Genomic DNA, 13,155 nt, shown 5'->3' on the forward strand with positions numbered 1-13,155 from the left:
GCGGGCGGCTTCCCCGCGAGCCGGCTGGACAACACCTTCGGTCCTGAGCGGGTGTTCGTGCGGGCGCCGGAGCGGGCGAACGTCTCGCCCATGGAGAGCCCGCAGTACTTCGGCGAGGTCGACATCGACGGTGAGAGCGGTGAGCTGACGGTGCGTCTGCGGGCGGAGGGCGGGACGGTGCTGTTCACCACGGTGCTGCAGCCGGGGCGCGTCGGGCAGTAGGTCACGCCCCCGCCCGGTCCGGGAACGCCGGGCGGCGGCTCCGGTCCCCTCCGCCCGCGCGGCCGGGGGCGCGGGGCATGCGTCCCTCGACCCCCGCGCACCGGGGGCGTTGTCAGTGGTGGGGCCTACGTTCTTCCCATGACGCGATCCGTACAGGCGCTCGCCTACGCACGCCCCTCCGCGCTGGAGTCCACGGGCTCCGGGCGGCTTCTCGGTCTGGAGACGGCCGGGGGCCTCACCCCTCGCGGGGCCGAGGCCCACCCCCGCTTCTTCTCCGGTTTCCTGGCCTCCCCGCAGGTCGCCGCGCGCGGCCTGCTCGCCGTTGCCGACGTGGCGGCCGCCCGCTACCACCAGCGGATACGGCCCGGTTCGCTGGACCCGGTGGTGACGGGGAACGGGGATCGGCTGCGGTTCGAGTCCTTCTCCGGCTGCGGCGGGGTGTACGCGCGCCTGGACGTGCTCGCCGAGGGCCTCGGCGGTGCGGAGACCGGGCACGGCACCACCAATGTGGACGTCAACGATCCGCTGCGGGAGGCGCTGTCGCGGATGGCGGGGGACGATCCGCTGCATCTGCGGGTCGGGCCCGGGGAGATGGCGGTGACCACGCTCGGCGGGGCGGTCGTGGAGAAGAAGGTGCCGCTGCCGGACCGCTGGCTGCGGGGCTTCGCCGAGGCGCAGGTGGCGTCGGCGCGGTTCGATCTGCGGGCGGAGCTGACGGGGGCCGAGGCGGTCCGCTTCCTGCGGTCGCTGCCGCGTGCGCGGAGCCGGGGCCGTGCCCCGCTGTGGGTGATCCAGTCGGGCCGGACGCTGCGGCCGACGACCCGGCCGGGGCCGGGCGCGGTCTGCCTGCCGGGTCCCGACCGGCTCGCGGCCCTGGAGCGGGTGCTGCGGCACGCGACGGGGCTGCGGGTGTACGGGCCGGTGCCGGACGGCCCCGCGGCGTCGAGCGCCTGGGAGGTCACGCTTCCGGGGATGCGGCTGACGCTGACGCTGTCGCCGGACCCGGCACGGGGCTTCTCCGGTGAGGGCGGGGTCCTGGAGGCGCTCGCGACCGAGGAGGCGGCGCGGGACGCGGAGCTCGTCGCGGTGCTGCTGGCCTGGGATCCGAGGATCGATCCTGCCGATCTGGCCGCGCAGGCCGGGCTCACCGTCGAGCGGGTGCGGGCGGCGCTGACGCGGCTCGGCACGGCCGGCCGGGTCGGTTACGACGTGGCGGACGCGGCCTACTTCCACCGTGAGCTGCCGTACGACGCGGACCGGGCCGAGCGGCACAATCCGCGTCTGGTGGCCGCCCGGCAGCTGGTCACCGAGGGCGCGGTGACGCTCGACGGCGATCTCGCGACGGTGCTCTCGGGGGAACGGCGCTACCGGGTACGGCAGGCGGACGGGGTGCTGAGCTGCACCTGCCGGTGGTGGGCGGACCATCGCGGCCGGCGCGGGCCGTGCAAGCACGCGCTCGCGGTACGGATGGCCCGGCGGGGCGCGGTGCTCGTGGAGGCGGGCCGGTGACGGGCGCCGGGGTGGGGACGACGGTGGAACGACGGGGGAAGGACGGGGACATGGCGGTCGAGAAGCTGGTCGAGGCGGTGCGCGCGGGGCGGGCCGACGAGGTGCCCGCGCTGCTGGAGCCGATGGACGCGGCCGCGCGCAAGGCGGCGCTCGCGCGGCTGAAGGCGCTGCGGTCCGAGGTGCGCGCCTGGGACTGGAAGCGGTGGAACGAGGCGTCCCGGACACGGCGGGCGCTGCACGTGGCGGGGGCGGGCTGCGACACGGGCGCGGCGGCCGTCGCCTCCTGGCTGGGCGGCCGGGACCTGCTCGACCGGCGTTCGGAGGACGCCGGTCCGGTGCTCTCGGTGCTCCGGGACCGCGACCCGGCCTGGCTGGCCGATGTGGCGGGCCGGCTGGCCGCCCGCAGGACGGTGGCCGAGAGCTGTTACGACCTCGTCCACGGGCTCGTCGTGCGCTCGGGCCGTCCGGCGCCCGCCACCGACGGGTACGTCATCGGCTGGACGCGGAAGATCACCGGTGACCGCCTGCTGGAGCGGTTGCGGGAGGATCCGCAGACCCCTGTGCTGGTGGCGCACGCCATCTCGATGGCCGACGCGCCCGACGCCTTCACCTGGCCCCTGGTCCCGTCGGCGGTCACGTGGCCGGAGGCGGTCACGGCGCTCGTCGCCGACGGCACGCTCGACCGGGCGACCGTCGTGGACCTGGCCGTGTCCCGCCTGTTGCGCGGCGGGCGCCCGCGTGACCTGCGGTTCCCGCTGGAGTTGCTGCGGCTGCTGGCGCCGGACGCGGCGGAGCACCGGGAGCGGGTCGCGGACTGGATCGGCATGACGGCCGACGCGCCCTCGCCGGTGGCCGGTTACGCGCAGGAGGTGCTGGCCGGCCTGGCGGCCCAGGGGGCGCTGTCGACGGCCGCACTGGCCGAGATGACGGCCGGGGTGCTGTTCCGTCCCGAGAAGAAGCTGGTGAAGGCCCAGCTGGTGCTGGTCGGGAAGGTGCTGGCGCGCGACGCGGAGGCGGCGGGCGAGCTGCTGCCGGTGGTGGCCGAGGGTGCCTTCGGGCACGAGGACACGGCGCTGCAGGAGCGTGCCCTGAAGCTGGTGGGGCGCCATCTGAAGGCGGTGGACGAGGCGGCGCGGCGTGCGCTGGCCGGGGCTGCGTCACTGCTGAGCCCGGTGCACCGCGAAGCGGCGACCGCGGTGTTCGGTGACGTTCCGGACGGTGCGGAGTTCCCGTACGAGGAGATCCTGCCGCCGGTTCCGGAGCCGCAGCCCCTCGCCGCCCCGCCGGCGACGGTGGAGGAGCTGATGGAGGACCTGCTCGCGCTGCGCAGGTCCGAGGGACCGATGGAGCTGGAGCGGGCCCTCGACGGTCTGGTGCGGCACGCGCACCGGGACCGGGCGGCGGTGGCCGGGGCGGTGGCGGAGGCGTTCGCGACGGCCTTCTGGCAGGAGTCGCAGTTCGTCGCGCGTGAGGGCTTCGACTACTTCGCGCACACCCCGCACGGGATCCACGTGGTGCTCGCCGCACTGGTGGGCCAGGTACGGAAGTCCCGGATCTCGGAGGGTCGGCGGCAGCCGCTGCCGCCCACCTCGTGCGTCCACGCGGCGATGGACGCGGTGCGGGACGCGCGGCTGTGGGAGGCGGCGGACCTGATCGGTACCGGGGCGCTGCCGTTCCTCCTGGCGACGCCGACCCGGCACACGGGCGGGATCGATCCGCTGGTGCTCGTGGAGCGGCTGCGGGCCTACGCGGAGGCGGGGGCCGAACCGGCGCCGGCGGATCTGGCGCAGGCGCTGCTGCGGGTCCGGCGGGACGATCCGTCGGCCACCCGGGCGGCCGAGGAGGCCGCGGCGCTGGGCGGTACGGCCGGGGAGCGGCTGGCCGGCTGGCTGCGGGCACAGGCCCCGGTGGCGGCGTCCGTGCGGTTCCACGAGCGGGGTTCGGCGCGGTCCGAGGGGCGGTGGTGGCTGGTGGACCGGATCCTCGTCGCGTTCGAGGAGCGGCCCGCGGTGCGGGAGTTCCCGTCGGCGTTCCGGTGGCTGGGGGGCGGGCTGCCGCCGAACGCCCGCCGCTGTCACCACTCGGGGTGGGCCCCCGCGTACTGGGCCGCGCAGCTGCCCGCCGACCGTGAGGTGCTCGCCGCCGCCCTGCTGTCGTCGGTGGCGAACGCGGTGGACGGCGACACGGCCCGTGGTGTGACGGAGCCGCTGACGCTGCTCTCCGAGGCGGAGGGCCGGTGCGGCCGGGCGGTCCGTCTCCTCCTGGCGTTCGGGCTGGGGTGTGTGGACACCGATGACCGGCTGCGGGCCGTGGACGCGCTCCTGGTGCTCGCGGCCCGGGGAGAGCTGGACGCCCCGGGACTCGGCGAGGAGGTGGCGTGGCTGGTCGCGGAGGGCTCGATGAAGCCGAACCGGCTGGCGGACGCGGTGCGGACGGCGGCGGCCACCGGGGCGTACGGGACGGTGTGGGCGGTTCTCGCGGCGGCGCTGCCGGGGCTCCTCGGCGCGGAGAGGCCGGTGCGCGGGCTCGGTGAGGTCCTGGCGGTGGCGGCCGACTGCGCGGAGCGGTGCGGGGCCACGGGAGAGGTGCCGGGGCTCGCGGACGTGGCCCGGGCGAAGGGTTCCTCGCAGCTGGTGACGCAGGCCCGGCGGCTGCTGACCACACTTCGCCGGACGACCGATCAGAACCAGACACAAACAGCCTGAATCGGCCGCTAAGCCACCAGATCGGCACTTAACCCGTCAGTCACAGAACGTTCGTGATCGCGCAACACCGCTGGGCCACAGTGAAGCCATGACCGACGTCACGTCTTCCAAGAGCGCCCGCCGTCCGCACCACTGGCGGCACGATCTGATCGAGCTGGCCGCGCTGTTCACGGCCGTGGTGGTGGCCGACTCGATCGCCAAGACCATCGCCAAGGGGCCGGACGGTCCCTATCTGCTGATCTTCTCCGCGATCGCGCTGATCGCCACCGCGACCTTCCACACCTGGTGGGCGCGGAGGCACAGTCATGCTCCGCCCGCCGGCCATACCGGCGGGCGGAGCACGCCCGTACCGACGCGGCCCGTATCCACCACCCGGCCTCCCGGGGAGACCGTCCTGTGGCGGATGCGGACCACCGTCGACGACACCCCGGGCAGCCTCGCCGCCCTCTGCGGCGCCCTCGCCGGGCTCGGCGTGGACATCCTGACCCTCCAGACCCACCCCCTCACCGACGGGACGGTCGACGAGTTCCTGCTCCGCGCCCCCGCCGGCCTTCCGGCCGGGGAACTCGCCCGGGAGATCGCGGCGGCCGGCGGCCGCGACACCTGGACGGAACGCGCCGACGCCCACGACCTGGTGGACACGCCCACCCGCGTCCTCGGCCTCGCCACCCGTACCGCCCTCGACGCGGCCGAACTGCCGCTCGCGCTGCGCCGGCTCCTCGGCCGCTGCACCCTGCACTCGGTGCCCGCCGTCTCGCTGACCGGCCGCCCGACCGGCGAACAGGCCCCGGTCGAAGGGGTGCTCGAGGAGACCGTGATGAAACTGCGGGACCCCAGCGGGGGCACGCTGCTCATCGAGCGTCCGCACCTGCCGTTCACGCCGACCGAGTTCGCCCGGGCCCGCGCCCTGGTCGAGCTCGACGCCCGCCTCGGGCCCCGCGTCCCGCGCAGCCGCGACGTGCTGACGCTGCCCGCGGGCAACGAGATCACCGTCCGCCGCGCCGACCAGCGCGACCTGCGGGCCGCCCGCGCCCTGCACGACCGCTGCTCCCCCCGTACCCTCGCGCTGCGCTACCACGGCCCGGTCGGCGACGCCGACCGGTACCTCGACCACCTGCTGAGCCCCCGCTTCGGCCGGACCCTCGCCGTGCAGACGGCCTCCGGCCGCCTCGTCGCCCTCGGCCACCTGCTGTGGGACGGCGACGAGACGGAGGTCGCCCTCCTCGTCGAGGACGACTGGCAGCGGCGCGGCATCGGCTCCGAACTCCTCGGCCGGCTGGTGGCGATGGCCGAGGAGGCCGGATGCGCCAGTGTGTACGCCGTCACGCAGGCGTCCAACACCGGCATGGTGGCCGCGATGCGGGCGCTGAACCTGCCCCTCGACTACCAGATCGAGGAGGGCACCCTGGTGATCACCGCCCGACTGGCCGGGGCACCGCGGCGGACCGAACGTCCGCACGAACAGGCGCGGCAGACGGAGCGCTGAGCGCCTGCGTCAGGTCCCGCCAGAGGTCCTCGACGTCCTCCAGGCCCACCGACATCCGCAGCAGACGGTCGCTGACCCCCGCCGAGCGCCGGTCTCCCTCGGCCACGATCCGGTGGCTGATGGAGGCCGGGTGCTGGATGAGGGTGTCGACGCTGCCGAGACTGACCGCCGGGGTGATCAGCCGCACCCCGGCGATGACGTCCTGCGGCTCGCCGTACACCTCGAAGGCGATCATCGCCCCGCCGATCCGCGGGTAGTGGACACGGGCCACCCGGGGGTCGGTGACGAGCCGCCGGACGAGCTCGGCCGCCGTCGCGGACGCCGCCCTGACGCGTACGGGAAGGGTCGCGAGACCCCGGTGCAGCAGGTATCCGGCGAGCGGGTGCAGCACGCCACCGGTGGCGAAACGGATCTGCCGGAGCGTACGGGCGAACTCCTCGTCGCAGGCCACGACACCGCCCATGACGTCGCCGTGGCCGCCCAGGTACTTGGTCGCGCTGTGCAGCACGAGCCGCGCGCCCTCCTCGACGGGCCGCTGGAGCACCGGGGTGGCGAAGGTGTTGTCGACGAGCAGCGGCACCGAGCCGCAGGCGTGCGCGAGGGCACGGACGTCGACCTCGGCCAGGGTGGGGTTGGCCGGGGTCTCGACCATCACGAGGCCGGTGTCCGGCCGGATCGCGTCGGCCACGCCGGCCGGGTCCGTCCAGGTCACCTCGGTGCCGAGGAGACCCGTGTCGAGCAGGTGGTCGCTGCACCCGTACAGCGGGCGGACCGCGACCACGTGCCGCAGGCCCTGGCTCGCCCGGGCGAGGAGCACGGCGCTGAGGGCCGCCATGCCGCTGGCGAAGGCCACGGCCGCCTGGGCACCCTCCAGGCGGGCGAGGGCGTCCTCGAAGCGGGAGACGGTGGGGTTGTCGAGCCGGGCGTAGACGGGCGGGCCGTCGGGCCGGGCGCCGGTGGTGGCGAACTCGTCGATGCGGGCGGCCTCGGCCCGGACGTCGTACGAGGGATAGGTGGTCGACAGGTCGATCGGCGGAGCGTGCAGTCCGAGTCCGACGAGGTCGTCGCGGCCGGCGTGCACGGCTTCGGTGGCGAGGGCCCTGGGGGTGACCGAGGGCTCGCGGTCCATGGCGTCCATGGCGGCACTGTGAACGGATACCGGGAAGTAGCGCGAAAATGCCGTGCTACGTTCGACCGATGGCCGATTCTGTCGTACTGGACGCGGTCGATCTGCACATTCTTCGCCTCTTGCAGAACGACGCCCGGACCACTTACCGCGAGCTCGCCGCCGAGGTGGGCGTCGCGCCCTCGACCTGCCTGGACCGGGTGGCCCGGCTCCGCCGCACAGGGGTGGTCCTCGGACACCGCCTACGACTGGATCCGGCCAAACTCGGCCGGGGGCTCGAAGCGCTTCTCCTGGTACAGGTCCGACCCCACCGGCGGGAACTGATCGGTCCGTTCGTCGACCGGATCCGGGCCCTGCCCGAGTCCCGGGCCCTTTTCCACCTCACCGGTCCCGACGACTATCTGGTCCACGTGGCCGTCGCGGACCCCGCCGACCTGCAGCGACTCGTCCTGGACGAGTTCACCTCGCGGCGCGAGGTGGCCCGGGTCGAGACCCGGCTGATCTTCCAGCAGTGGGAGTGCGGCCCCCTGCTGCCGCCCTCCGCCCGCCCGCCCATGTCAGCCGACTGACGCCGAACGGGGATGACGGGGAAGCGGTGCAGGCCCCAGGATGGCCCCCATGCCAGAGAGTTCCCGCAGCCCGCTGCCCCGCCAGGTCGCCGACGAGTACGTCGACGCCCTCATCGCCCTCGACCCGATCACCGGCACCCACCTGGGAGTGAAGGAGTGCGCCGGGCGCCTCCCGGACTTCTCGCCCGCAGGCCAGGAAGCGGTCGCCGGACTCGCCCGCCGCACGCTCGCCCTCCTCGACGAGGCCGAGCTCCGGCCGGGCGCGGAGAGCGACGCCGAGCGGCGCTGTGGCCGCCTGCTGCGGGAGCGGCTGACGGCGGGGCTCGCCGTCCACGACGCCGGGGAGGGACTCCGCGCGGTCAGCAACATGCGCTCGCCCGCGCACAGCGTGCGGCTCGTCTTCACGGTCATGCCGACGGAGACCGAGGACGACTGGCGGGCGGTCGCCACGCGGCTGCGCGCCGTACCCGACGCCCTGGAGGGCTATCGCGCCTCCCTGGCACTGGGCCTGGAGCGGAAGTTGTTCGGCGGCCCGCGTCCCACCGCCACCTTCGTCGGCCAGCTGACGGAGTGGGCCGGCGGAAACGGCGGGCGTGGCTGGTTCGAGGAGTTCGCCGCCGCGGGGCCGCCGACGCTGCCCGAGGCGCTCCGCACCGAGCTCGTCGAGGCGGGCCGGGGAGCGAACGCGGCGGTGGCGGCCCTGCGGGACTGGATGCGGGACGTGTACGCGCCGGCCGTCGCCCATGCCCCGGACACCGTGGGCCGCGAGCGCTACCAGCGCTGGACGCGCTACTTCAACGGCACCGACCTGGACCTCGACCAGGCGTACGCGTACGGCTGGTCCGAGTACCACCGGCTGCTCGCGGAGATGCGGACCGAGGCCGACCGGATCCTGCCCGGCTCCGACCCGTGGGAGGCGCTCGCGCACCTCGACGAGCACGGCACCCACATCGAGGGCGTCGAGGAGGTCCGTGTCTGGCTCCAGCGGCTCATGGACGAGGCGATCGAGGCGCTCGACGGCACGCATTTCGAACTGGCCGAGCGCGTACGGAAGGTGGAGTCGCGCATCGCCCCGCCGGGCGGCGCCGCCGCCCCGTACTACACCGGTCCGTCCGAGGACTTCTCGCGCCCCGGCCGCACCTGGCTGCCGGTGGACGGCCAGACCCGCTTCCCGGTCTACGACCTGGTGTCGACCTGGTACCACGAGGGCGTGCCCGGTCACCACCTGCAGATCGCGCAGTGGGCGCACGTCGCCGACCGGCTCTCGCGCTACCAGGCGACGGTCGGCGGGGTCAGCGCCAACGCGGAGGGCTGGGCGCTGTACGCCGAGCGGCTGATGGACGAGCTCGGTTTCCTGCCGGACGCCGAGCGGCGCCTGGGCTATCTCGACGCGCAGATGATGCGGGCCTGCCGGGTCATCGTGGACATCGGCATGCACCTGGAGCTGGAGATCCCGGCGGACTCCCCGTTCCACCCCGGCGAGCGGTGGACGCCGGAGCTCGCGCAGGAGTTCTTCCAGCGGCACAGCAGCCGGCCGCCGGCCTTCGTGGAGAGCGAGATGACCCGCTATCTGTCGGTTCCGGGGCAGGCGATCGGTTACAAGCTGGGCGAGCGGGCCTGGCTCCTCGGCCGCGAGAACGCGCGGGCGGCACACGGCGACGCCTTCGACGCCAAGGCCTGGCACATGGCGGCCCTCTCGCAGGGGCCGCTCGGCCTGGACGACCTGGTCGAGGAGATCTCCCGGCTCTGACCCCCGGCGTCCCCGTCTCCCCAGGTGAGAATCCCCGGCCGGTCCCTTGATCCGCCGGGGATCGCCCTGTTGTCTTCGTCCGTGACCGAGTACGTTCCCGACGCCACCGACTGGCGCATCCTCGAGGCCCTCCAGTCCCAGGGCCGGGCCAGCTTCGCCGAGCTCGCCCGAGCCGTCTCCATGTCGCCGTCCGCCGTGACCGAGCGGGTGCGGCGCCTGGAGGAGGCCGGCGTGATCGCCGGCTACACGGCGGTGGTGGACCAGGAACGGCTCGGCCTGCCGATCCTCGCCTTCGTCCGGCTGCGTTATCCGCACGGCAACTACAAGCCCTTCCACGACCTGATCGCGGCCACGCCCGAGGTCCTGGAGGCACACCACGTGACCGGCGACGACTGCTTCGTCCTGAAGGTCGCCGCCCGCTCCATGCGGCACCTGGAGGCGATCACCGGAAAGATCGCCGGGCTCGGTTCGGTGACCACGAGCGTGGTGTACTCCTCGCCCCTCCCCCGGCGCGCGATCGGCCGCTGACGGGGGCCCGGGCGGGGCGGGGCGCGCGGTCAGCCGCCGAGGGCCTCGCCGTCCGTGCGCAGGCGCACCGAGGAGCCGCGGCGGCCCTTGACGACCTCCAGCTGGGCGGGGACGCGCCGCTTCAGGTCGGCGACGTGGCTGACGATGCCGACGCTGCGGTCCCGCTCGCGCAGGGAGTCCAGGACGTCGAGCACCTCGTCCAGCGTCTGGTCGTCGAGGCTGCCGAAGCCCTCGTCGATGAAGAGCGTGTCGAGCCGGACGCCGCCGGCCTCCTCGGTGACCACGTCGGCGAGGCCGAGGGCGAGCGCGAGGGAGGCGAAGAAGGTCTCCCCGCCGGAGAGGGTGGCGGTGTCGCGTTCGTTGCCGGTCCAGGCGTCCACCACGTGCAGGCCGAGGCCGGCCCTCTTGCCGCCGGAGCGGGCGTCGGAGTGGACCAGGGTGTAGCGCCCGGAGGACATGCGCAGGAGCCGGGCGGTCGCGGCGGCGGCGACCTGTTCGAGCCGGGCGGCGAGCACGTACGACTCCAGGCGCATCCGGCGCTCGTTCTCGGCGGAGGTGCCGGCGGTGAGGGTCGCGAGCCGGGCCACCCGGTCGTGTTCCGCGCGGAGCGGCCCGAGGCGGCGGACCTCGGTCTCGGCCTGCCGGGAGAGCGAGGCGAGGTCCCGGGCCCGTTCGCGGGCGGCGGCCAGCGCCGACGCCGCCTCGCGCAGGGCGCGTTCGGCCGTGCTGTGGGCGGCGGCCGCGGTCTCGGGGTCGGCGGGCGGGCGCGCGGCGGCGGCCCGGGTGGCGGGCTCGGCGAGCCGGTCGGCGACGGCGGCGGCCTCGGCCTGCCAGGCGTCGACGCGGTGCTGGAGCGCGCGCCGCTCGGTGTCGCCGAGGAGGGCGGCGGCGGCCTCGTCGGGGGTGGTGAAGCCGGCGCGGTAGGCGGCGTCGGCGAGCCGGTCGTCGGCCTCCTTGAGCCGCCGGGCGGCGAGTTCGGCCTCCCGTACGGCTCCGGCGGCGCCGACCAGGGTGGCGATCCGCCGCTCCAGGCGGGTGGCGTGTTCGGCCACGGTGGCGAACTCGCCGCGGCCTCGGGCGAGTTCCTCGTCGAGCGCGGCCCGCTCGCGGTCCAGCGCCTCGCGCCGTGAGGTCCGGGCGGCCACCCGCCGCTCCGCCTCCCGCTGCGCGGCGACCCGTTCCTCGTACTCCCGCCCGGCGCGCGCGAGGGCCTCGCGGGCGGGGTGCGCCTGCGCGGCGAGCGCGTGCGCCTCGGCGTGCTCCCGCTCCAGTCCGGCCACGGCGTCGGCGAGCGCGGCGACGGTCGGTTCGGCGGCCGGGTCCTCCTCGGTGGCCGCGGTGGCCGCCGGGGACAGGACCTCGGTGCGGGCCGCGGACCAGGACTCGCGGGTGACGGCGAGGTCGCGTTCGGCGGCGGTCCGGGTCTCCTCGGCTCGGGTGTAGGCCGCGTAGGCGGCCTCTTCGGTGGCCCGGTCGACGTGGTCGGCGGTCGCGCGGGCGGGGGCCGGATGGTCGGCGGAGCCGCAGACCTGGCAGGGGGCGCCCGGGGTGAGGGAGGCCGCGAGTTCGGCGGCGATGCCCCGCAGACGGCGGGACTTGACGTCGAGCCACTCCTCGTGGGCGGTGTTGCGGCGCTCGCGGGCCGCGGCGAGCCGCTCCTTGGCGGCCCGGACGTCCTCGGCGAGCGCGTCCCGGCGGCGGGCCGCGGCGAGCCGCCGGCGGGCGGGTTCCAGGCGGCCCGCGAGGTGCTCGGCGCGGGCCGCGGCCTCCTGCGCGGCCTCCACCCGGGCGGCGAGCGCGGCCCGGCGCGGCTCCCAGTCCGCGAGCCAGCCGGCCGCGTCCTCCAGGGCGTCCTCGTCGGCGCGCGCCTCCCGGTCCAGTACGGACCGTTCCTCGGCGAGCAGGGCGGCGCGGCGCTCCGTGCGCCGGGCGGAGTCGAGCGCCCCGAGCTCTCCCCGCAGCCGGTGTTCGAGCGCGGAGAGCTGTTCGGCGCTCGCGTCGGCGAGCCGCTCGGGCAGGACGGCGAGGGCGTGCTCACGGGCCCGGAGGGCGGCGGCGTGGGCGCGTTCGGCGTCGCGCCGCAGGCCGAGCGCGGGCGCCACCCGGTCGGCCTTGAGGGACCGGTCGAGGGTTTCCTGGTCGCGGTCCCGTTCGGGGGCCCGGGCGGTGAGCCGCTCGCGCCGCAGGAGCGCCTCGGCGTGCCGGGCCTGGCGCTCGGCGAGGTCCCGTTCGGCGTCGAGGACTGCGCGGGCGGTCGCCTGCCGGTCCTCGGCGGCGGTGAGACGTACGGAGGCGCGGTCGACGGCCTCCCGGGCCTCGGTGCGGGCGACGGCAGCCCAGGTGAGGACGGCGTCGGCGAGGCCGGGGTCGCCGGGCCTGCCCTCCACGGGGCTGCGGGCGGCTCCGAGGCCCCCGGCGGCCTGCGCCATGCGCTCGGCGAGGGCGAGGAGCCGCCGGTCGCCCTCCTCCACCTGGCGCTGGGCGGCGAGGCGCAGTTCGGCGAGGCGGTCCTCGACGGCGGCGAAGCGACGGGTGTCGAAGAGGCGTCCGAGGAGCTTGCCGCGGGCCTCGGCGTCGGCGCGCAGGAAGCGGGCGAAGTCTCCCTGCGGGAGGAGGACGACCTGGCAGAACTGGTCGCGGCTCATGCCGAGGAGCTGGGTGATCTCCTCGCCGATCTCCTGGTGGGACCTGCTGAGTCCGGTCCACGCGCCGGTGGCGGGGTCGCGCTCGCGGAGCCAGGTCTGCGCCTTCTCGGTGGTGAGGCCGCCGCCGCGCTTCTTGGGCCGCTGCTGGGCGGGGCGGCGGGTGATCTCCAGGCGCCGATCCCCCACGGTCAGTTCGAGGAGGACCTCGGTGGACGTGCCGACGGGCGCGTGGTCGCTGCGCAGGGAGCCGCCGGGCGTCTGGCGGGCGCCGGGGACGCTGCCGTACAGGGCGAAGCAGACCGCGTCGAGGACGGAGGTCTTGCCGGCGCCGGTGGGCCCGTGGAGGAGGAAGAGGCCGGCCGAGGACAGGGCGTCGAAGTCGACGGTCTGGGTGGTGGCGAAGGGGCCGAACGCGGTGATCTCCAGGCGGTGCAGTCTCACCGGCCCACCTCGCGTTCGGCCGTGTCGACGCGTACGGCGTCGAAGGCCCCGTGAAGGATCGCGCGTTCCGCGCCGTCGAGTCCGGCTCCGCCGCGCACGTGGGCCACGAAGTCCTCCGCGATCTGCTGGTCGGTGCGGTCGCGCAGCCGGCGGGCGTACGAGGCGTGCGGGTCG

At 75.6% G+C, this 13,155-nt stretch carries 8 protein-coding genes and 2 pseudogenes; 7 read left to right on the top strand and 3 right to left on the bottom strand.

The features are described from left to right. The 4 genes and pseudogenes from RIF68_RS10915 to RIF68_RS10930 form a co-directional block, all read left to right on the top strand. Positions 1 to 222 (top strand): annotated as a pseudogene (locus RIF68_RS10915) (alkaline phosphatase); the annotation flags it as partial. A gap of 138 nt (positions 223 to 360) precedes the next feature. Then, on the top strand, positions 361 to 1,731 hold the full coding sequence (locus RIF68_RS10920) for an SWIM zinc finger family protein (RefSeq protein WP_309050976.1): 1,371 nt from the start codon (positions 361 to 363) through the stop codon (positions 1,729 to 1,731). Between the two features lie 50 nt (positions 1,732 to 1,781). Next, on the top strand, positions 1,782 to 4,436 hold the full coding sequence (locus RIF68_RS10925; RefSeq protein WP_309050977.1) for a DUF6493 family protein: 2,655 nt from the start codon (positions 1,782 to 1,784) through the stop codon (positions 4,434 to 4,436). Between the two features lie 88 nt (positions 4,437 to 4,524). Further along, positions 4,525 to 5,922 (top strand): GNAT family N-acetyltransferase, encoded by a 1,398-nt coding sequence (locus RIF68_RS10930; RefSeq protein WP_309050978.1) that lies wholly within the window; start codon positions 4,525 to 4,527, stop codon positions 5,920 to 5,922. On the opposite strand, the gene RIF68_RS10935 is transcribed toward RIF68_RS10930, so the two are convergent. Continuing rightward, positions 5,849 to 7,060: a trans-sulfuration enzyme family protein gene (locus tag RIF68_RS10935; RefSeq protein WP_375165687.1), complete on the bottom strand. Its 1,212-nt coding sequence runs from the start codon at positions 7,058 to 7,060 to the stop codon at positions 5,849 to 5,851. The two genes, RIF68_RS10930 and RIF68_RS10935, sit on opposite strands and share 74 nt — an antisense overlap. A 59-nt stretch (positions 7,061 to 7,119) precedes the next feature. Between RIF68_RS10935 and RIF68_RS10940 the strand changes: the two genes are divergently transcribed. From RIF68_RS10940 to RIF68_RS10950, 3 genes are all read left to right on the top strand, one after another. Then, a complete protein-coding gene (locus RIF68_RS10940) occupies positions 7,120 to 7,617 on the top strand; it encodes an Lrp/AsnC family transcriptional regulator (RefSeq protein WP_309050979.1) in 498 nt (165 codons plus the stop codon). A 40-nt stretch (positions 7,618 to 7,657) separates the two neighbouring features. Next, positions 7,658 to 9,367, top strand: coding sequence for a DUF885 domain-containing protein (locus tag RIF68_RS10945; RefSeq protein ID WP_375165688.1), 1,710 nt, complete (start codon positions 7,658 to 7,660; stop codon positions 9,365 to 9,367). 81 nt (positions 9,368 to 9,448) lie between these two features. Beyond that, positions 9,449 to 9,895, top strand: a complete 447-nt coding sequence (locus RIF68_RS10950) for an Lrp/AsnC family transcriptional regulator (RefSeq protein ID WP_309050981.1) — start codon at positions 9,449 to 9,451, stop codon at positions 9,893 to 9,895. 29 nt (positions 9,896 to 9,924) lie between these two features. Here the strand turns inward: RIF68_RS10950 and RIF68_RS10955 are convergent, their stop codons facing one another. Together RIF68_RS10955 and RIF68_RS10960 are read right to left on the bottom strand one after the other, a co-directional pair. Then, positions 9,925 to 12,981, bottom strand: coding sequence for an SMC family ATPase (locus tag RIF68_RS10955; RefSeq protein ID WP_309050982.1), 3,057 nt, complete (start codon positions 12,979 to 12,981; stop codon positions 9,925 to 9,927). Continuing rightward, positions 12,978 to 13,155, bottom strand: a pseudogene (locus RIF68_RS10960) (exonuclease SbcCD subunit D); the annotation flags it as partial. The gene RIF68_RS10955 and the pseudogene RIF68_RS10960, both read right to left, overlap by 4 nt.

The organism is Streptomyces sp., assembly GCF_031178505.1.
In the GTDB taxonomy this organism is placed as follows: Bacteria; Actinomycetota; Actinomycetes; order Streptomycetales; family Streptomycetaceae; genus Streptomyces; species Streptomyces gulbargensis.

Coding starts and splice junctions, on each gene's coding strand:
- RIF68_RS10920 (WP_309050976.1), top strand. CDS start 361: ATGACGCGATCCGTACAGGCGCTCGCCTACGCACGCCCCTCCGCGCTG.
- RIF68_RS10925 (WP_309050977.1), top strand. CDS start 1,782: ATGGCGGTCGAGAAGCTGGTCGAGGCGGTGCGCGCGGGGCGGGCCGAC.
- RIF68_RS10930 (WP_309050978.1), top strand. CDS start 4,525: ATGACCGACGTCACGTCTTCCAAGAGCGCCCGCCGTCCGCACCACTGG.
- RIF68_RS10935 (WP_375165687.1), bottom strand. CDS start 7,060: ATGGACGCCATGGACCGCGAGCCCTCGGTCACCCCCAGGGCCCTCGCC.
- RIF68_RS10940 (WP_309050979.1), top strand. CDS start 7,120: ATGGCCGATTCTGTCGTACTGGACGCGGTCGATCTGCACATTCTTCGC.
- RIF68_RS10945 (WP_375165688.1), top strand. CDS start 7,658: ATGGCCCCCATGCCAGAGAGTTCCCGCAGCCCGCTGCCCCGCCAGGTC.